We start from the raw sequence: 18,529 nt of genomic DNA, 5'->3' as shown, positions 1-18,529 counted from the left end.
ACCCGCTGCTTAAAAGATAGCCAAGCGGGCGCAATGCGCCAGCTTTGAGCGGGGCAGACCATGCACGTATGGACTTTGCGGCGCATTGACGCGCGTCAGTAAGTCGCTCAGAAGAGACTGCCGAGTACCCCCAAATGGGCAACCGGCGGGTAGGCGCAGGAGATACTCGCGCCATCCGGACGACAGGCGGACTGCGCACGGTCCGGCTGGAGGGTTTCGTGCAGCCCGAACAGGGCCACGCCGATGAAGGCAGCGAGCAGGTAATGGCGCGCGTGTCTTGTTCTTATCGCTTTCATGACGACCTCCGTCACTTCAGCCGGCGATCAGGGCCTTGCAGCCCCGCCATGGGTTTCAGTCTGGAACCTGTGGCCAGCCTGTCAACCGATGCGCTTGACCGAAATGACCGAACGGCACGGCAGCCGGGCCGTTAACCGACGCGCGTCGCGCCCAGTAGGGTGGCGGGACCTGATTGCCCAAGAGCACTTCCATGTCGTCCGCCGCCTCGCCCTACCCTCACCTGCTCGCCCCGCTCGACCTGGGCGCCATCCAGCTGCGCAACCGCGTGGTGATGGGCTCGATGCACACCGGGCTGGAAGACCGCCTTTGGGACTTCGGCAAGCTCGCCGCCTATTACCGCGAGCGGGCGCGCGGCGGGGTCGGGCTGATCATCACCGGCGGCTTTGCGCCCAATCGCGAAGGCTGGCTGCTGCCGCTGGGCAGCAGCCTGACCAGCGGCCTGCAGGTGCCGGCGCACCGGCGCCTGACCCAGGCGGTGCACCGCGAGGGCGGGCGCATCCTGCTGCAGATCCTCCACGCCGGACGCTACGGCTACCACCCGCTGGTGGTCTCGGCCTCGCCGGTGAAGTCGCCGATCAGCTGGTTCGCCCCGCGCGAGCTGTCCGAGCGCGGCATCCTGCGCACCATCGCGGCCTTCGTGCGCTGCGCGAAGCTGGCCCACGCCGCCGGCTACGACGGCGTGGAGATCATGGGCAGCGAAGGCTACCTGCTGAACCAGTTCCTCTGCCCGCGCACCAACCAGCGCGAAGACCGCTGGGGCGGCGACTTGGGCAATCGCATGCGCCTGCCACTGGAGATCGTCCGCCGTACCCGCCGCGCGCTGGGCGAGCGCTTCGTCATCAGCTACCGCCTGTCGCTGCTCGACCTGGTGGAAGGCGGCAACAGCTGGGACGAAGTACGCACCGTGGCACGAGCCCTGGAAGGGGCCGGCATCGACCTGCTCAACACCGGCGTCGGCTGGCACGAATCGCGGGTGCCGACCATCGTCACCTCAGTGCCGCGCGCCGCCTTCGCCGAGGTCACCGCGCGCCTGCGCCGCGAGCTGCGCGTGCCGGTGATCGCCAGCAACCGCATCAACACGCCGGAAGTCGCCGAGCAGCTGCTCGTCGAAGGCCACGCCGACCTGGTTTCCATGGCGCGACCACTGCTGGCCGACCCGCAATTCGTCGAGAAAGCCGCCGCCAACCGCGCCGAGTCGATCAACACCTGCATCGCCTGTAACCAGGCTTGCCTGGACCACGCGTTCGCCAACCGCCGCGCCAGTTGCCTGGTCAACCCGCGCGCGGCGTTCGAGACCGAATTGCGCTACCGCAAGGCACGGGTGCACAAGCGCATCGCCGTGATCGGCGCTGGCCCGGCCGGGCTGTCCGCCGCCTGCGTCGCCGCCGAGCGCGGCCATCGGGTGACGCTGTTCGAAGCCGCGGCTGAAATCGGCGGACAATTCAATCTGGCCAAGCGCGTGCCGGGCAAGGAGGAATTCCACGAAACCCTGCGTTACTTCGCTGTGCGCCTGAATGAACTGGGCGTGGAGCTGCAATTGGGCCGACGCATCCAGCGCGGCGAACTGAGCGGCGAGTACGACGAGGTGATAGTCGCCACCGGCATCCAGCCGCGTACGCCGTCGATTCCGGGCATCGGCCACACCAAGGTGCTCAGCTACCTCGACGTGTTGCGCGGTGCGGAGGTGGGCGAGAAAGTCGCACTGATCGGCGCCGGCGGTATCGGCTTCGACGTCGCCAGCTTCCTGCTGATCGAGCGCGACGGACCACAACCTCTGGGCGAATGGCTCGGCCAGTGGGGCATCGACCTGGATAACGCCACCGCAGGCGGGCTGATCGCGCCGGTCGCGGCAAAACCTCATCGGCAGCTCTGGCTGCTGCAGCGCAAGGCCGGCCAACCCGGCGCCGGCCTGGGCAAGACCAGCGGATGGGTACACCGCGCGCACCTCAAGCATCAAGGCGTGCGGATGCTGGGCGGCGTGGAGTACCTGCGTATCGATGACGCAGGACTGCACGTGCGCATCGACGGTCAGGAGCAATGCCTGGCGGTGGACAACGTGGTGATCTGCGCCGGCCAGGAGCCGCTGCTGGAGCTGCAGCCGACCCTGGCCTCCGAGAACCTGCGCTACCACGTCATCGGCGGCGCCAGCGTGGCGCGGGAGCTGGATGCCAAGCGGGCGATCCGCGAGGGGGCGGAACTCGCGGCGCGGCTGTAACTACACGGGATGGGCGCCCACCGATGCTCCCGGCATCCATCAACGTAGGATGGGTGGAGCGCAGCGATACCCATGCCGTCCGGTCGAAAAGTTGATGGGTATCGCTGCGCTCCACCCATCCTACTCAGTGCTCATCCTGTAATCAGTCGACGAGCCGGAAAGGCAGTCACCCCTCCAGCAACACCTTGATCGCCTGCAGGTCGCGTTCGACCCACTGGGCGTCGCGCTCGAAGGTGGCGTCGTCCATCTGCGGCTGGCGCAGCAGGGTGAATTGCAGTTCGCAGCCATCGCCATTGGCGATCAGCCGCAGCGGAATGTGGATGGCCGGCGCCTGTTCGGGCAGCACGTCGTGGTCCAGCACGCCGAAGGCATTACGCGGCGAGAAGCGCACGCGCAGCGGACCCTGGGGCGTCTGCGCCAGCCAGAGGTCGCCTTCCAGTGGCGCGATGGCGCTGCACAGCCCGGACGCCCAGTAGGGAAAGTTTCTCGGCTCGGCGAGGAACTCATAGGCAGCATCGCGAGGCCGCTCGATGCGCACGCTGAGGACGCGGGAAACGCGGGTGGCCATGGTCAGGGCCTCCATCGGGACAGGAGCGAAGCTCCGGTCTGGTGCATACTACGCGGCTAACCTTTGTCGATCGACCGCCGGCCAGCCACTGGCTGCCCTGCCTTCAGACCCTTTGTCGGAGCTACCCATGCCTACGCCGCCCTGGTGGATGTTCGTCCTGCCGCTGATCGCCGGCGCCTGCCTGCCCCTGCAGGCCGGCATCAACGGCCAGTTGGCCAAGCAGGTGTCCAGCGTGCTGGCCGCCGCGCTGATCTCCTTCTTCGTCGGCATGCTCGGCCTGCTGGTGCTGACCCTGGCCAACCGCGAATTCCCCAGCCTCGCGGCGATGCGCGGAATGCCCTGGTGGCAGTGGTGCGGCGGCTTCCTGGGGATGTTCTTCATCTTTATCGCCGCCTTCGCCGCGCCGCGCGTCGGCGCGCTGATGTTCATGGTACTGGTGCTGGCCGGCCAGCTGGGCATGGCGCTGGCCCTGGACCACTTTGGCTGGGCCGGCTTCAAGGAAGCGCCGGTGAGCACGCTGAAAGTCGCCGGCATGGCCGCCATCGCCGTCGGTATCTGGATGATCCGCAAGGGCTGAAGCGCCATCCGCCCAGGCTGATCAGGCACAGCTCGCCCGCAGGGGAACGCCATGACCGATATCCAGGTGATCCTGGTCGACGAACACGACAACCCGACCGGCACGATGGAAAAGCACGAGGCCCATCACCGCGGCCTGCGCCATCGGGCGATCTCCGTTTACCTGTTCAACCGGGCCGGCGAACTGCTCCTGCAACGCCGTGCGACCGGCAAGTACCATTGCGGCGGACTGTGGAGCAACACCTGCTGCGGCCATCCGTACCCGGACGAGTCGGCGCTGCACGCAGCCGAGCGCCGGCTGCGCGAGGAGATGGGCGTGCAGGTCGAGCTGCACAAGCTGTTCGAGTTCAGCTATCGCCTGGAACTGGCCAACGGCATGACCGAGCACGAGTACGGCCACCTGTTCGGCGCCATCGACGAACAACGGCCGCAGCCCGATCCGCAGGAAGCCGACGATTTCCGTTACGTCGCCCTGGCGCAGCTGGAAACCGAGATGGCCGCGCACCCCCAGCGCTTCACCCCGTGGTTCCTGCTCTGCTATCCCTCGTTCAGACAGTACCTGCAGGATAACGGCGGGCTCGTCGCCCTTGAGCAGCGCTGAACCCTTCAGCTCGTCGAAAGGCCGAGCAAATTCGCGCGCCGGCCACTATGATGCGCGCCTTCGCGCCACCGCACCGACTTGCCGCCATGAGAAAACCCCCGCTGATCGCCAACGCCGAGCTGGACCGCCTGGAAACCTGGGCCAAGTACACCTCGGGCCTGTGCAAGGACTGCAACGCCACCTGCTGCACCATGCCAGCGGAAGTGAAGGTCAACGACCTGATCCGCATCGGCATCGTCGACGAGTTCGAGCGCGACGAACCGGCCAAGCACATCGCCAAGCGCCTGCTCAAGGAAGGCATCGTCGAGCGCTTCAACCAGAAGAGCGGCATCTTCACCCTGTCCCGCTCGAGCAAGGGCGATTGCTACTTCCTCGATCCGCGGACGCGCCTGTGCACCATCTACGCCAAGCGCCCCGACACCTGCCGCAACCACCCGCAGGTCGGCCCGCGCCCCGGCTACTGCGCCTACCGCAAGAAGACCGCCTGATCCTGCCACGCTGAAATCCCCGGCTCCGGGCTCGCTATACTGCGTGCCAGCTCAGGAGCCCCGCATGAATTCCCTGCTCGAAGCCTGGCGACACTCGCCGACCCACCGCCGCGTCTGGGCGCTCGCCGCGCCGATGATCCTTTCCAACGTTTCCGTACCGCTGGTCACCCTGGTGGACAGCGCGGTGATCGGCCACCTGCCGCACGCCCACCAACTGGGCGCCGTCGCCGTGGGCGGCGGGCTCTACACCCTGCTGGTGGGTGTGCTGGGCTTCCTGCGCATGGGCACCACCGGCTTCGCCGCCCAGGCCGCCGGGCGCGAGGACGGTGGAGCGCTGCGGCGCATTCTCGGCCAGGGCCTGTTGCTGGCTCTCGGCCTCGCCGTGCTGCTCAGCCTGCTGGCAGTGCCGCTGACCGGGCCGGCCCTGGAACTGATGCGTCCGTCTCCTGAACTGGACGTGCTGGCCCGCGAGTTCTTCCACATCCGCCTGTTCGGCCTGCCGGCGGCGCTGGCCACCTACGCACTGGTCGGCTGGTTCCTCGGCACACAGAACGCCCGTGCGCCGCTGGCGATCCTGCTGACCACCAACCTCATCAACATCGTGCTCAGCCTGTGGTTCGTGATCGGCCTGGGCTGGGGCGTGGCCGGCGCGGCGAAGGCCGCGGTGACCGCCGAATGGGGCGGCGCCCTGCTCGGCCTGGCGCTGACCCGCGGCACGCTGGCGCGCTTCGCCGGCCTGCCGGACTGGTCGCGCCTGCGCGCCTGGGCCAGCTGGCGACCGCTGCTGATGGTCAACCGCGACATCTTCATCCGCAGCCTGGCCTTGCAGGGCGTGTTCTTCCTGCTGACGGTGCAGGGCACGCGCCTGGGCGACGCCACGGTGGCGGCCAATGCCCTGCTGCTCAACGGCCTGATGGTCACCTCCTACGCCCTGGACGGCCTGGCCCACGCCGTGGAGGCCCTGTGCGGGCACGCCATCGGCGGCCGCGACCGCACCGCGCTGCGCCGTTCGCTGGTGGTCGCCTGCGGCTGGTCGCTGATCGCCAGCCTGCTGTTCGTGGTCTTCTTCGCCTGCTTCGGGCACCTGTTCATCGCCCTGCAGAGCGACATCCCGCAGGTGCGCGCCACCGCCGACCAGTACCTGCCGTACCTCGCCTGCCTGCCGCTGATCGGCATGTGGAGCTACCTGCTCGACGGCCTGTTCATCGGCGCCACCCGCGCCCGCGAGATGCGCAACGCCATGCTGCTCGCCTGCGCCGCCAGCCTGCCGCTGGGATTCGCGCTGCAGGGCTGGGGAAATCACGGTTTATGGCTAACCTTCCTATGCTTCATGTTGCTGCGCGGCGTGATCCTCGCCGGCTACGCCTGGCGCCTGACGCGCCGGGATGCCTGGCAGGCGGCCGCCGGCAACTGACCCACCCGGAAAAGGCAAAAGGAGAAGGCATGCTGGCTTGCCCCATTCCCGCTGACGAAGCCCAGCGTCAGCAAGCGCTCAACGACATGAACCTGCTCGACACCCCCGCCGAGCATTACCTCGACACGCTGGTCCGGCTGACCCAGGACCTGGTGCAGGTGGAATCCGTGCTGATCAGCCTGATCGACCAGGACCGCCAGTGGTTCAAGGCCAGGGTCGGCCTGGAGGCCACGGAGACGCCACGCAACCTGTCATTCTGCGGCCACGCCATCCTCAGTCCCGACACCCTGTTGATCGCCGATGCACGGCTCGACCCGCGCTTCGCCGACAACCCGCTGGTCACCGGGCCGCCCTACATCCGCTTCTATGCCGGGCACCCGCTGCATTCCGGAGACGGCCGCGCCATCGGCACCCTGTGCATGCTCGACCCCACGCCGCGGCAGATGAGCGAAGCGCAGCAGGCCAACTTCCGCGACATGGCCACCCTCGCCGAAGGCTACCTGCAACTGCGCACGCTGATCCAGAGCAACCGCGACCTGCGCGTGGAGATGGACCGCGAGCAGCGCAAGGCCCTGCTCGATCCCCTGACGCAATTGTGGAATCGCGGCGCCCTGGCCCTGTTCCAGGAGCGCCAGTGCCAGGCGGCGCGGGAGAGCCAGGCCGAGCTGGGAGTGATCTACGCCGACCTCGATCACTTCAAGACGGTCAACGACAGGTTCGGCCACGCCGCCGGCGACCAGGTGCTCTGCGAGTGCGCCCGACGCCTGCGCGCGGCGCTGCGACCGGACGACCTGCTGGTGCGCCAGGGCGGCGAGGAGTTCGTCGCCCTGCTGCGGGTGAAGGATGGCAACGAGCTGCAACGGGTCGCCGAGCGCGTGCGGCAGCTGATCGGCAACGAGCCGATGAAGCTGACCAGCGGACCGTTGCCCATGAGCCTGAGCGTGGGCTGCACGCTGCTGGCCGGCGAGGAGCCCATCGACCAGGCACTGGAACGCGCCGACGCCGCGCTCTACAGTGCCAAGCAGGCCGGACGCGACCGGGTGAACTTCCACGCGCCGCCGGCCGCCGCCTGATCCGCAGCAAGGCCCCACAGAGGACCCGTTCATGGCCCAAGCCATCGCCGCCTACCTGCACTACCTGTCGATCTTCCTGCTGTTCGCCCTGCTGGTGCTGGAGCACCAGCTGTTCCGCCTGCCGCTGGACCTGTCGCGGGCGCGCAGCCTGGTGATAGTCGACCTGGCCTATGGCGCTTGCGCCGGGCTCGTCCTGTTGACCGGCGCGGCGCGGGTGGTGTGGTTCGCCAAGGGCGCCGACTATTACCTGCACAACAGCCTGTTCCACGCCAAGATCGGCCTGTTCGTGCTGGTGGCGCTGCTGTCGATCCTGCCGACCATGACCTTCCTCAACTGGCGCAACGAACTCAAGGCCGGCCGCGTGCCGGTGCCCAGCGAGCGCCAGGCGAAGCGGGTGATCATGACCATCCGCATCGAGCTGCTGGCGCTGCTGATCCTGCCGCTGCTGGCGACCCTGATGGCACGCGGTTTCGGGATGACCGGCTGATCCTCGGATTGGTCTGCTGATTCCTACGGATATTCAGGACCCGTCCTATACAGACGCCGCCGTGATCAGCGGATGCTCCCGCGCATTCTTCTGCCGCAGGCCCCGAGCATGTTCCACGCCCCACTCACCGCCCTTCGCCGCCTGGCGTTCCTGCCCCTTGGCCTGTGCGCCATGCTCCTGGGCGGTTGCGCCAGCGGCGACTTCACCCTGGAGGCCGACCTGCCCGGCGACTTCCAGCTCAGCGGCGACGCCGAATACCTCTCCCCGCCCGGCCAGGCCTGTGCCGACGCGTCGGGACGCACCGCCAGCCATCACCTGTTCACCACCCGCGGACACGCCGAGCGGCCGCAACGCGTGAGCTTCCAGGTGCCGCTCAGTACCCGCGTCGACGGCTGCACGCGCCAGCTCAGCCGTATCCAGATCCAGCTCGACGGCGAGTCCGCCACGCACCCCAACGACGTCGTCCAGCCGGACCTGGCCTTGGCCATCCTGTCGATCCGCGACCGCCTGCCTGCCAGCGCCTGGCAGCCGCCGAGCCGCGGCGCGATCATCTTCGATGGCCAGTGCCGCTGGCTGCTGCCCCCCGAAGGGGCGGGCAGCGCTGTCGAACGGCGCCTGCAGTGCAGCGCGTCGGACCTGCAGGGCCGCTGGTTCGATGCTACCCCCGGCGGCACCCTGCGCCGGGCCGACCTGCCCGGACGCACGGTGCGCCTGGCTATCGGCGCGGCGCCGGACGTACCCGCCACCGTCACCGCCCGCGGCCAGTGAGCGCGCTCAGCTGACCGGCAGCAGCAGTCGCGCCAGCCGTTCCCGCAGTACGACGATGTCCTCCAGCGCCGAACGCAGCTGGAAGCGTTCGTCCAGCAGGGTCACCAGTTCGTCCGCGCTTTCGATGCTGCGCTGCTCCACCTCGCCCTCCACCGTGCGCCGGGTGAACTGCCCGTTGAACAGTGACAACCGCGCGCCGTCCTCACTGAGGGCCACGCGCAGGGAGTGGCGGAACACACTCTGCGGGAAGGTCGAGGTGTACCAGTTGCGCATGCCGTAGTCGGCCCAGTGCTGCGGCTCCAGGGTGAAGCGGTACAGCGTCTGCCAACCGGAAGCCGAGCGCGTGGCCATCTCCAGCTCGCCGTCGTGTTCCCCGCTGATGCTCCAGCCGCCGGGCAACTCCTGGTTCAAGCGCAGCGGCAGCGCACGTGGAGACGCTGGTCCGCCGAAACCGATATCCACCAGGTGCGCACCTTCGGCCAGGTCGATGCGCAGCAGCAGGTGCGTCTGCGGGGTCAGCGGCGCGTCCACCGGCAGGCCCCAGCGCACTCGCGCCACCAGCAGCGTCACCCGGTAGCCCAGGCTCGCCAGCAGGCGGGCGAACAGGCTGTTCAGCTCGAAGCAGTAGCCGCCGCGGTGGCCTTCGACGAGCTTGGCGAACACCGCATCCGGCTCGATGTGGATGGGCTTGTCCAACAGCACATCGAGGTTCTCGAAAGGTAGATGGTGCAGCGCCGCGACGATCAGCCGGTCGAGGTTCTCCAGCGTCGGTGCCGGGCGCTGCGCCGGCAGGCCGAGGCGCGCCAGGGTGGCGTCGAGCTGGGCAGCGCTGAAGGGGGTGAGCGGGGTCATGCGAGTCTCCTTTCGCGAAGCATCAGTTTTCGCAAGGCATCAATGGCGGTGGTCGGCGGCCGGTTCGGGGATCACCAGCGGGCCGCAGTGCTCGTCGCTGACGATCACCGCCAGCAGCCGCGCGGGTTCACTGGCGCTGGGGTTCTCGGCGAACAGGTGCAGCTCGCGGCTGGGCTCGAACCAGGTCTGCCCCGCGCTGTAAGTCTGCGCCGGCAAACCCTGCATCTGCGAGCGCACCTGACCGCTGAGCACGATGGCGGTCACCGCGCCGGGATGGCGGTGCGCGGGGCTGTAGCCGTTGGGTGGGAAATCCACCTGCAATGTGGTCACGACCTTGCCGGGCATGTCGGCCAACGGCTCGCAGGACAGGCGCTTCACCTCTGTCGCAGGTCGCGCGCTGGCCGTGGCTCCGGCAGGGCTTTCGGCAAGCTGCACCCACGGCCGCGACCAGGGCTGCCAGAGCAGCGCAGCAGCAGCGACGGCGACGACCAGCGCCAATCCGGTGCGCGCCTCACGACCGAGTGCGAGGTTCATGCCGGCACTCCCGCCAGGCGAAAGCCCGACTGCCAGCCCAGGCGATGGCGCGCCTTGGCCGAGCTGACTTCAATATCCTGCTCGGCAATGTTGTAGGCCCCGTGTGCGCCCCACTCCAGCGCCAGCAGTGCGGCGCGGGCGGCATCGTCGACGTGGACGGACAGGCGCGGATCGGGCCCCTGGGCACCGGTTCCCGGTCCATAGAGACGGCCGTAACGCAGCACGATGCCCTCCATCGGCCGCGCGCCCAGCACGGCGTCTTCCAGCGCCGCGACGCCGCCCACACTGACCGAACGCGCGCCCTCGGCCTGCAAGTCCAGCGGCTGCTCCTCGTGCAGCGGCAACTCACCCGGCGCATAGGCCCAGGCGATGCTCTGCGCCACCATGCGTTCCACGCCAGCGGCGCAGGCGGCTGCCACCAGGTTGGCGGTGCCTTCACGGCGCACGCGAGCGTTGCGCGACTGAGCCGCGGGCATCAGCGCAGGATCCAGGCCCGGCGGCAGGTCGGTGAGCTGGTGGATCACCCAGCGCGGGCCGAAGGCCTGCATCGCGGCGTGAACAGCCACGGCGTCGTACACATCGAGCACCATCGCCTGCGCTCCAGCGGCTTCGAGCGTCGCAGCGCGTTCTTCGGAACGACTGATCGCCAGCACCTGGTAGCCACGCTCCAGCAGCAGCGGCAGCAGGCGTTGGCCGATGGCGCCACTGGCGCCGGCGAAGAAGACTTTCATGCACATGGGGGACCTCGAATCGGGCGGCGGGGACAGGGGGCCACTCTAGCCAGACCATGCCCCAGCCCACAGAGCCAAGATCACGCAAAACGACTGGGACATGATCGACCAGGCTGATCCAGGTCCACGCAATGTCACGTCCATCGTCTATAACAAACGGCTCACTACCCCGATCCCTAGGAGTCGCCATGAGCCAAGTCTTCGATGTTGCCGTTGTCGTCGGCAGCCTGCGCAAGGAATCCCTCAACCGCAAGATCGCCAAGGCATTCGCCGCACTGGCGCCGGCCAACCTGAAGCTGGAAATCGTCGAGATCGGCGACCTGCCGCTGTACAGCGAGGACATCGATGCGGGCAATCCGCCGGCTGCCTACCAGACCTTCCGCGCGCGCCTGCAGAAGGCCGATGCGGTGCTGTTCGTCACCCCCGAATACAACCGCTCGGTGCCCGGCGTGCTGAAGAATGCCATCGACGTCGGCTCGCGCCCCTATGGCCAGAGTTCCTGGAACGGCAAGCCCTGCGCCGTGGTCAGCGCATCGCCCGGCGCCATCGGCGGTTTCGGCGCCAACCACCACCTGCGCCAGTCGCTGGTGTTCCTCAACATGCCGGTGCTGCAGCAGCCGGAAGCCTACCTGGGCGGCGCCGGCAGCTTCTTCGACGAGGCCGGCAAGCTGTCGGACAAGACCCAGCCGTTCCTCAAGAGCATCATCGACGCCTTCGCCGCCTGGATCGTGCAGAACCAGCCGCGCTGATGGCCCGAAGCGCCGGCACCGGCCGGCGCTTTTCCTCCCGCCGATCTGAGTAGCGGGTCGCAAGCTGCCTCGCAGGGGCGGATTCACCAGCGATCCGACTGGTCCCCCGCGGCTTCGCACTCCATGGTTCAGGCCCGTTTCCTGTGCCCGGACCGAGCATGCTGCCGCGCCACCTTGCCCCTCCTCTGCTGATTCTCGTCCTGCTGGCCGGCTGCTCGTCGCCGCCGGTGAAAAAGGACATCGACGGCGAAGGCTTCGCCGCCGGGCAGATCCTGCAGAACGACGCCAACCGCGCCGCCAACCTGGCCATGCGCGACAACCTGGACAGCCTCTCGCGCTTGCTCGACAAGCTCTACAAGCGCAACCCGCGGGAGTGGAAGAAGACCGGCGCCGCCTCTCGGGACGAGGCGCACCGGCAGGTGATGGACGCCATCATCGAACAACGCCCGCTGACCGGTCTGGCCGGCAGGACTTCCGTCAACGCGTTGCCGCTGGCCTTCGAAGCGGACTACCAGGGCGACCGCGCCGGCGCGCTGATCTACGGGATCGGCAGCATGCTGATGGAACTCTACGGCGGCACCACCACCCTGCACCTGCTCAGCGGATTGAATGCGCAGAAGACCGCCAACGCCGCCTGGAACATCGAAGTGGCGGCCTGGCTGCTGGCCAGCCGCAGCGACGAGCACGGCCAGCCGCTGCTGCTCTCCAACGAGATCAGCCAGGCCGGGCGCAACCTGTCCTTCGAGCGCGAATTCGGCCGGATGATCGGCCGCCTGGAACTGCTCGCCCAGACCAGCGACGAGAGCCTGCGGCGCAGCGGCATCAACTACGTGCAGGGGATTCTCGCCGCGCCGATCATCGGCCTGGTGCAGTTCATCCCGCTGGACGCCGTCGGCAGCGCCGCCACTCAGTAACGCTAGTCCTCCAGCAACCGCGCCAGACGCTGGCGCAGGTAGCGGTTCTCCGCACGCAGCTCATCCACTTCGTCCAGCAGGCGCAGCGCCAGGGCGATGCCCGGCCAGTCCAGCTCGAACTCGCGGCGCAGGCGCACTGCGCGGCGCACCACGCTGACCGCCTGGTAATCGAACACCCAGTGCCCGGCGCGCTGTTCGCGGGGCTCCACGATGCCCACCTCGACGATCTCGACGAGCACGTCGCGGGGCAGGTTCACCGACTGGCAGAGCTCGTCGAGGTCCACCACCATCACTGTCGTCGTCATGCGCGTTTACCCCAATCGGCACGGGGGTCGAAGGCCGCTTTCGCCGCCAGTTCTTCCCAGAGTTTGCGAGTGGCCTCATCCGCCGTCTTCGGCATCACCACCTTGAGCACGGCGTAGAGGTCGCCGGCGGCGGCCTCGCCCTTGTTCGGCAGGCCCTTGCCCTTGATGCGCAGGCGCTGGCCGGCCTGACTGTTGGCCGGGATGCCGAGGTTGATGCGCCCGGAGAGCGTCGGCACTTCCACCTTGGCGCCCAGCGCTGCCTCCCAGGGCGCCACCGGGACGGTGACGATCAGGTCGCGACCATCGACATCGAAGACCGGGTGCGGCACCAGGCGGATCGCCAGGTACAGGTCGCCCGCCGGCCCGCCGTTGATGCCGGGCGCGCCCTGCCCCTTGAGGCGGATGCGCTCGCCGTCGGCGGTGCCCACGGGAATCTTCACGTTCAGCGTCTTGTTCTGCGGCGGCAGCTTGCGCCCGTACTCATCAAAGCTGGGCAGGCTGAAGCTGATCGGCCGGCTGTCGCCGGAGAGGCTTTCCTCGAGGAACAGCGGGACTTCCATCTCCACGTCCTGGCCACGGTGCGCCTGCGGCTGGCGCGCACCGCCGAAGCCAGCGCCGCCGGCACGAGCGCCGAAAATCTGCTCGAAGAAGTCACTGAAGTCCTGTTCACGCCCCGGCGGCGGGCCGTCGAAACCACCGCGCGGCTGCCAGCCGGGCGGCGCTTCGAACTGCGGCCCCTGCGCGCCGTACTTGCGCAGTTCATCGTACTCGGCGCGCTTTTCCGGGCTCTTCAGCACTTCGTAGGCTTCGGAGACTTCCTTGAAATGCGTCTCGGCGTCCGGCTCCTTGCTGACGTCCGGGTGGTACTTGCGCGCGAGCTTGCGGTAGGCGGTCTTGATCGCCTTGTCGTCGGCGTCGGGTTCGACCCCGAGCGCGGCGTAATAGTCCTTGAATTCCATCGGTAGCGGTCACTCCTCACCTGCGTTGGACCTGTCGGCGCCTGGGACACGGGGGATTCGCGCGGGCAGCCGGAGCCGCTGCGCGCACTGCGAGGCGAACAGGTGGAAAAAACGGGTCATGCCAGAACAGATGGAGTCGGCGCGCCCGCTTTTCAACACTGCCTGCAAGCCTAGACGTTGATCCTGCATCGCGACCGCAGGGACGACTTGATGCCGGTCATGACATAGTCGACCTCCGGAGATATCCCCATCCTGGATAGGCCATGACCGTACCCCTCGATTCGTTGCGCCAGCCGCTGGACCCGAGCCACGAGCTGCCGATCTACCGCCAGCTCTACGAACGCTTCCGCGACGCCATCACCCGTGGCGCCCTGCGGCCGGGCGAGCGCGTGCCACCGGTGCGCGGGCTGGCCGGCGAGCTGGGCGTGGCGCGGGGCACGGTGGAGCTGGCCTATCAGTTGCTGACCAGCGAGGGCTACCTGCTGGCGCGCGGGCCGGCGGGGACCGTGGTGTCGCCGCAGCTGGCCGGGCGCACCACCGCCGCGCCAGGGCTGAGAGTCGTCGCGGATACCGTCGAGCGCAGCCTGCCCGGCCTGATCGCCCATGGCCCGGCCCTGCGGCCGTTCCAGCTCGGCGTGCCGGCGCTGGATGCCTTCCCCCGCGCACTCTGGGCGCGCCTCTGCGCGCGGCGCCTGCGCCAGCAGAGCGCGGCCATGCTGGCCTACCCGGAGCCCTGCGGGCACGGACCGCTGCGCGAGGCGGTGGCCGGCTACCTGGGGATATCCCGCGGCATCGTCTGCGACCCGGCCCAGGTGTTCATCTGCGCCGGTTACCAGGGTGCGCTGGACCTGATCAGCCGCACCCTGCTCGAACCCGGCCAGCGCTTCTGGCATGAAGACCCCGGCTACCCGCGCGGCCGCGAGCTGCTGCGCCGGGCCGGCGGCCTGCCGGTGCCGGTCGCGGTGGACGCCGATGGCCTGCGCGTGGACGACGGCATCGCCCGTGCGGCGGATGCGCGCTTCGCCCTGGTCACGCCATCGCAGCAGAGCCCCACCGGCGTCGCCCTCAGCCTGCCGCGCCGCCTGGCGCTGCTGGATTGGGCCGCCAACAGCGGCGCGTGGATAGTCGAGGACGACTACGACAGCGAGTACCGCTACGCCGGCTTTCCGCTGCCGGCGCTGAAGAGCCTCGACCGTACCGGCCGCGTGCTCTACACCGGTACCTTCAGCAAGGTGCTGTTCCCGGCGTTGCGCCTGGGCTATCTGGTCGTACCTGCCGAACTGGTGGAGGACTTCGTGCGCGCGCAGCAGGTGTTCCCGTCCGGTTGTGCGGAACTGCTGCAGGCGACCCTGTGCGACTTCATGCAGGAAGGCCATTTCGCCCGCCACCTCAAGCGCACCCGCACGCTCTATGCCCAGCGCCGGCAGTGGTTGCGCGGCGCCCTGGAAGAGCGCCTCGGCGAGCGGATACGCTGCGCCGAAACACCCGGCGGCCTGCACCTGATCGGCGCCCTGCAGCAGGACGACCTGGCCGTCGCTCGCCGTGCCCATGCCGACGGACTCGGCCTGCAGGCGCTGAATGCCTGGTGCGTGGAGGCCAGGCGGGAACCGGCGCTGCTCATGAGCTTCACCAATGTCAGCGACGAGAAGCTCGCCGCGCGCCTGGCAGAGCGGCTGGCGCCGCTGCTGGGCTGAGTTCGCAGCGGCGCAAAATCGTTCGGAGCACCTTCCCGTTCGCGAGCAATAACGATGGCGTCCCCCTCGCTCCTACAGGGATGCTCTTCGTAGGAGCGAGCTTGCTCGCGAACCCCAGGCGGACTAACGCATGATCGGCTGATGCCTGGACGCGTGGGGGTCAATACCTCCGATGGCAAAAATTGACTGACACAGGGCGTTGACCGAGGTCAATTTTCCTTCAGACGAAGCCGTTAGATTCCACAACATCTTGTTGTCTTGAATAAATCGAGACACAGCATGTTGTGGAATCCAGCCAATGCCCCTGACACGGACCGCCCCGCTTCCCGCCGGCTTGCGCAAGCGCAACGGCTCCTTCGCGCCCTTCGACCCGAGCAAGATCGAACGCGCCATCGCCGCCGCCGGCGAGGCCAGCGGAGAATTCACCGCGGCCCACGCAAAGGAACTGACCCGCCGTGTGCTGACCAACCTGCCGGCACAGAATGATCTGGACGTGGAACAGGTGCAGGACGTGGTCGAACGCGCCCTCATGGAAGCCGGCCACTACCCCACCGCCCGCGCCTACATCGTCTACCGCGAACGCCACGGCCGCCTGCGCCGCGAGCGCAAGACGCTGGTGGACGTGGCCGCGTCGATGAACGAGTACCTGTCGCGGGAGGACTGGCGGGTGCGCGCCAACGCCAACCAGGGTTATTCCCTGGGCGGGCTGATCCTCAATGTGTCCGGCAAGGTCACCGCCAACTACTGGCTGGACGAGGTCTACAGCGAAGCCATCGGCGTCGCCCACCGCGAAGCCGACCTGCACATCCACGACCTCGATATGCTCGCCGGCTACTGCGCCGGCTGGTCGCTGCGCACGCTGCTCAGCGAGGGCCTGAATGGTGTGCCGGGAAGGGTCGAGGCCGGGCCGCCCAAGCACCTGTCCAGCGCCCTGGGGCAGATGGTGAACTTCCTCGGCACCCTGCAGAACGAGTGGGCCGGCGCCCAGGCCTTCAGCTCCTTCGACACCTACCTCGCGCCCTACGTGCGCAACGACGGCCTGAGTTATCAACAGGTGCGCCAGGCACTGCAGGAATTCATCTACAACCTCAACGTGCCGTCGCGCTGGGGTACCCAGACGCCCTTCACCAACCTGACCTTCGACTGGGTCTGCCCGGAAGACCTGCGCGAGCAGATTCCCTACGTCGGCGGTGTGGAAATGCCCTTCGCCTACGGCGACCTGCAAGCCGAGATGGACCTGATCAACCGCGCCTACATCGAGGTGATGCAGGCCGGCGACGCCCACGGCCGGGTGTTCACCTTCCCGATCCCGACCTACAACATCACCCATGATTTTCCCTGGGACAGCGACAACGCCACGCGCCTGTTCGAGATGACTGCGCGCTACGGCCTGCCGTACTTCCAGAACTTCCTCAATTCCGACATGCAGCCCAACCAGGTGCGCTCCATGTGCTGCCGCCTGCAGCTGGACGTGCGCGAACTGCTCAAGCGCGGCAACGGGCTGTTCGGTTCGGCGGAGCAGACCGGCTCGCTCGGCGTGGTGACCATCAACTGCGCGCGCCTGGGCTACCGCCATCGCGGTGACTGCGCCGGTCTCTATCGTCAGCTGGACTACCTGCTGGAACTGGCCTTTGACAGCCTGGAAGTGAAGCGCAAGGTCATCCAGCAGCACATGGACGCCGGGCTCTATCCCTATACCCAGCGTTACCTGGGCACCCTGCGCAACCACTTCTCCACCATCGGCGTGAACGGCCTGCACGAGATGCTGCGCAACTTCACCGACGACCGCGAAGGCCTGCACACCGAGGTCGGCCGGCAGATGGCGCTGGAGCTGCTGGACCATGTCCGCGCGCGGCTGGTGAGCTTCCAGGAGGACAGCGGCCACCTCTACAACCTGGAAGCCACACCCGCCGAAGGCACCACCTACCGCTTCGCCCGCGAGGACCAGAAGCGCCACCCGGACATCCTCCAGGCCGGCACGCCGGACGCGCCCTACTACACCAACTCTTCGCAGCTGCCGGTGGGCCTCACCGACGATCCGTTCGAAGCTCTGGAACTGCAGGACGCCCTGCAATGCAAATACACCGGCGGCACCGTGCTGCACCTGTACATGGCCGAGCGCATTTCCAGCGCCGAGGCCTGCAAGACCCTGGTGCGCACCGCCCTCGGACGCTTCCGCCTGCCCTACCTGACGGTGACCCCGACCTTCTCCATCTGCCCGATCCATGGCTACCTCGCCGGCGAGCACGAGTTCTGCCCACGCTGCGACGAGGCAGCGTTGCAGAACGCCGCGCCGAAGAGCTGCTGCGGCTGATCCCCCGTTTCACCTTCATCCACGCAAAAGGAGCACCACCGATGACCGCCAACCAACTACCCGAAAGCCAGCGCCAGCGCTGCGAGGTCTGGACCCGCGTGATGGGCTACCACCGCCCGGTGACGGCGTTCAACGCCGGCAAGCAATCCGAGCATCGCGAGCGCCGCCACTTCCGCGAGACGCGATGAGCGCCACCCTGAGGGTCGGGGGCCTGGTGCCCCTGACCACCCTCGACTACCCCGGCCTGCTTGCCTGCGTGCTGTTCTGCCAGGGCTGCGCCTGGCGCTGCCGCTACTGCCACAACCCGGAGCTGATTGCGCCCAGGGGCGAGTCGGAAATCCACTGGGACGACATCCTGGCCTTCCTGGGGCGACGCCAGGGTTTGCTGCAGGCGGTGGTCTTCAGCGGCGGTGAAGCGACCCTGCAGAACGCTTTGCCCGAGGCGATGGCCAGCGTGCGCGAGATGGGCTTTCGCACGGGACTGCACAGCGCCGGCATCCGCCCGGAAGCCTTCGCCCGCGCGCTGCCCCAGGCCGACTGGGTCGGCTTCGACGTGAAGGGGCTGGCCGAGGACATGGATGCCATCACCGGTGTGCAGCGCAGCGGGTTGGCCAACTGGCGCAGCCTGGAGCTGTTGCTGGAAAGCGGCGTGGACCATGAGTGCCGGACGACGGTGCACTGGCAGTTGTTCGATCTGGAGCGTTTGCGGCGCTTGGCTCTGCGCCTGCGTGCAGTGGGCGTGGACAACTTCGTCGTGCAACTGGCCCGCAGCGGCCGGCAGCTCGATCACGGCCTGATCGCCACGCCAGCGCCCCAGGGTGCGCCCGATCTCTGGCGCGAACTCGACACGCTCTTCCCCCGCTTCGAACTACGCGACGCCTGAGCATTGCTCCCTGTAGGAGATTCTATGTCTACCCCCGCGTATCGGCCGCAGGCCGATACGCCTGCTCAGTCGTCATCAGGGCAAAGGCAATGCGAGTCAGTTTGCGC

21 protein-coding genes are annotated in these 18,529 nt (G+C 68.1%); 14 read left to right on the top strand and 7 right to left on the bottom strand.

Annotated elements, in window-relative coordinates:
• Window positions 1-107 precede the first annotated feature (107 nt).
• Window positions 108-296: a hypothetical protein gene (locus tag HNP46_RS19175; RefSeq protein WP_184592020.1), complete on the bottom strand. Its 189-nt coding sequence runs from the start codon at window positions 294-296 to the stop codon at window positions 108-110.
• A gap of 191 nt (window positions 297-487) precedes the next feature.
• On the opposite strand from HNP46_RS19175, the gene HNP46_RS19170 reads away from it, so the two are divergent.
• Window positions 488-2,512, top strand: a complete 2,025-nt coding sequence (locus tag HNP46_RS19170; RefSeq protein ID WP_184592018.1) for an NADPH-dependent 2,4-dienoyl-CoA reductase — start codon at window positions 488-490, stop codon at window positions 2,510-2,512.
• Window positions 2,513-2,678: 166 nt separating this feature from the next.
• On the opposite strand, the gene HNP46_RS19165 is transcribed toward HNP46_RS19170, so the two are convergent.
• Window positions 2,679-3,080, bottom strand: a complete 402-nt coding sequence (locus tag HNP46_RS19165; protein WP_184592016.1) for an SRPBCC family protein — start codon at window positions 3,078-3,080, stop codon at window positions 2,679-2,681.
• Between the two features lie 127 nt (window positions 3,081-3,207).
• On the opposite strand from HNP46_RS19165, the gene HNP46_RS19160 reads away from it, so the two are divergent.
• The 7 genes from HNP46_RS19160 to HNP46_RS19130 all read left to right on the top strand — a co-directional run bounded on the left by HNP46_RS19160 (window position 3,208) and on the right by HNP46_RS19130 (window position 8,487).
• The gene (locus HNP46_RS19160; RefSeq protein ID WP_184592014.1) at window positions 3,208-3,657 is read left to right on the top strand and encodes a DMT family transporter; all 450 of its coding nucleotides are present in this window, start codon (window positions 3,208-3,210) and stop codon (window positions 3,655-3,657) included.
• A gap of 51 nt (window positions 3,658-3,708) precedes the next feature.
• Window positions 3,709-4,257 carry an isopentenyl-diphosphate Delta-isomerase gene (gene idi / locus HNP46_RS19155; protein WP_184592012.1) on the top strand — a complete coding sequence of 183 codons (549 nt, stop codon included), beginning with the start codon at window positions 3,709-3,711 and terminating at the stop codon, window positions 4,255-4,257.
• Window positions 4,258-4,343: 86 nt separating this feature from the next.
• Complete coding sequence (locus HNP46_RS19150) at window positions 4,344-4,745, top strand: YkgJ family cysteine cluster protein (RefSeq protein ID WP_184592010.1); 402 nt, start codon at window positions 4,344-4,346, stop codon at window positions 4,743-4,745.
• Window positions 4,746-4,809: 64 nt separating this feature from the next.
• Window positions 4,810-6,159, top strand: a complete 1,350-nt coding sequence (locus tag HNP46_RS19145; RefSeq protein WP_184592008.1) for an MATE family efflux transporter — start codon at window positions 4,810-4,812, stop codon at window positions 6,157-6,159.
• A 29-nt stretch (window positions 6,160-6,188) separates the two neighbouring features.
• A complete protein-coding gene (locus tag HNP46_RS19140; protein ID WP_184592006.1) occupies window positions 6,189-7,232 on the top strand; it encodes a sensor domain-containing diguanylate cyclase in 1,044 nt (347 codons plus the stop codon).
• 31 nt (window positions 7,233-7,263) lie between these two features.
• The gene (locus HNP46_RS19135; RefSeq protein ID WP_184592004.1) at window positions 7,264-7,719 is read left to right on the top strand and encodes a DUF2214 family protein; all 456 of its coding nucleotides are present in this window, start codon (window positions 7,264-7,266) and stop codon (window positions 7,717-7,719) included.
• Between the two features lie 108 nt (window positions 7,720-7,827).
• The gene (locus HNP46_RS19130) at window positions 7,828-8,487 is read left to right on the top strand and encodes a hypothetical protein (RefSeq protein ID WP_184592002.1); all 660 of its coding nucleotides are present in this window, start codon (window positions 7,828-7,830) and stop codon (window positions 8,485-8,487) included.
• Between the two features lie 6 nt (window positions 8,488-8,493).
• On the opposite strand, the gene HNP46_RS19125 is transcribed toward HNP46_RS19130, so the two are convergent.
• The 3 genes from HNP46_RS19125 to HNP46_RS19115 are packed head-to-tail and all read right to left on the bottom strand — an operon-like array spanning window position 8,494 to window position 10,610.
• Entirely contained in the window at window positions 8,494-9,339 is an 846-nt protein-coding gene (locus HNP46_RS19125; protein ID WP_184592000.1) for an arylamine N-acetyltransferase family protein, read from the bottom strand.
• Between the two features lie 39 nt (window positions 9,340-9,378).
• Entirely contained in the window at window positions 9,379-9,873 is a 495-nt protein-coding gene (locus HNP46_RS19120) for a cupin domain-containing protein (RefSeq protein ID WP_184591998.1), read from the bottom strand.
• Complete coding sequence (locus HNP46_RS19115) at window positions 9,870-10,610, bottom strand: NAD-dependent epimerase/dehydratase family protein (RefSeq protein ID WP_184591996.1); 741 nt, start codon at window positions 10,608-10,610, stop codon at window positions 9,870-9,872. The genes HNP46_RS19120 and HNP46_RS19115 overlap by 4 nt, the downstream gene beginning before the upstream one ends.
• Before the next feature lie 182 nt (window positions 10,611-10,792).
• Between HNP46_RS19115 and HNP46_RS19110 the strand changes: the two genes are divergently transcribed.
• A complete protein-coding gene (locus HNP46_RS19110) occupies window positions 10,793-11,353 on the top strand; it encodes an NADPH-dependent FMN reductase (RefSeq protein ID WP_184591994.1) in 561 nt (186 codons plus the stop codon).
• Window positions 11,354-11,511: 158 nt separating this feature from the next.
• Entirely contained in the window at window positions 11,512-12,267 is a 756-nt protein-coding gene (locus tag HNP46_RS19105; RefSeq protein WP_184591992.1) for a hypothetical protein, read from the top strand.
• Between the two features lie 2 nt (window positions 12,268-12,269).
• Here the strand turns inward: HNP46_RS19105 and HNP46_RS19100 are convergent, their stop codons facing one another.
• Window positions 12,270-12,572, bottom strand: a complete 303-nt coding sequence (locus HNP46_RS19100) for a chaperone modulator CbpM (protein ID WP_225594885.1) — start codon at window positions 12,570-12,572, stop codon at window positions 12,270-12,272.
• Window positions 12,569-13,531 (bottom strand): curved DNA-binding protein, encoded by a 963-nt coding sequence (cbpA, locus tag HNP46_RS19095; protein ID WP_184591990.1) that lies wholly within the window; start codon window positions 13,529-13,531, stop codon window positions 12,569-12,571. Before cbpA ends, HNP46_RS19100 begins: the two co-directional genes overlap by 4 nt.
• Before the next feature lie 263 nt (window positions 13,532-13,794).
• On the opposite strand from cbpA, the gene HNP46_RS19090 reads away from it, so the two are divergent.
• The 4 genes from HNP46_RS19090 to HNP46_RS19075 all read left to right on the top strand — a co-directional run bounded on the left by HNP46_RS19090 (window position 13,795) and on the right by HNP46_RS19075 (window position 18,422).
• A complete protein-coding gene (locus HNP46_RS19090; RefSeq protein ID WP_184591988.1) occupies window positions 13,795-15,225 on the top strand; it encodes a PLP-dependent aminotransferase family protein in 1,431 nt (476 codons plus the stop codon).
• A gap of 298 nt (window positions 15,226-15,523) precedes the next feature.
• Complete coding sequence (locus HNP46_RS19085; RefSeq protein ID WP_184591986.1) at window positions 15,524-17,539, top strand: ribonucleoside triphosphate reductase; 2,016 nt, start codon at window positions 15,524-15,526, stop codon at window positions 17,537-17,539.
• 41 nt (window positions 17,540-17,580) lie between these two features.
• Window positions 17,581-17,727: an anaerobic ribonucleoside-triphosphate reductase gene (gene nrdD, locus HNP46_RS19080; RefSeq protein WP_015479043.1), complete on the top strand. Its 147-nt coding sequence runs from the start codon at window positions 17,581-17,583 to the stop codon at window positions 17,725-17,727.
• Window positions 17,724-18,422, top strand: coding sequence for an anaerobic ribonucleoside-triphosphate reductase activating protein (locus HNP46_RS19075; RefSeq protein ID WP_184591984.1), 699 nt, complete (start codon window positions 17,724-17,726; stop codon window positions 18,420-18,422). The genes nrdD and HNP46_RS19075 overlap by 4 nt, the downstream gene beginning before the upstream one ends.
• Window positions 18,423-18,529 lie beyond the last annotated feature (107 nt).

This window comes from Pseudomonas nitroreducens, from assembly GCF_014204515.1.
Taxonomy (GTDB): domain Bacteria; phylum Pseudomonadota; class Gammaproteobacteria; order Pseudomonadales; family Pseudomonadaceae; genus Pseudomonas; species Pseudomonas nitritireducens_A.
Note: the sequence above shows the minus strand (reverse complement) of the source record. Positions and strands in the feature narration are given on the sequence as shown.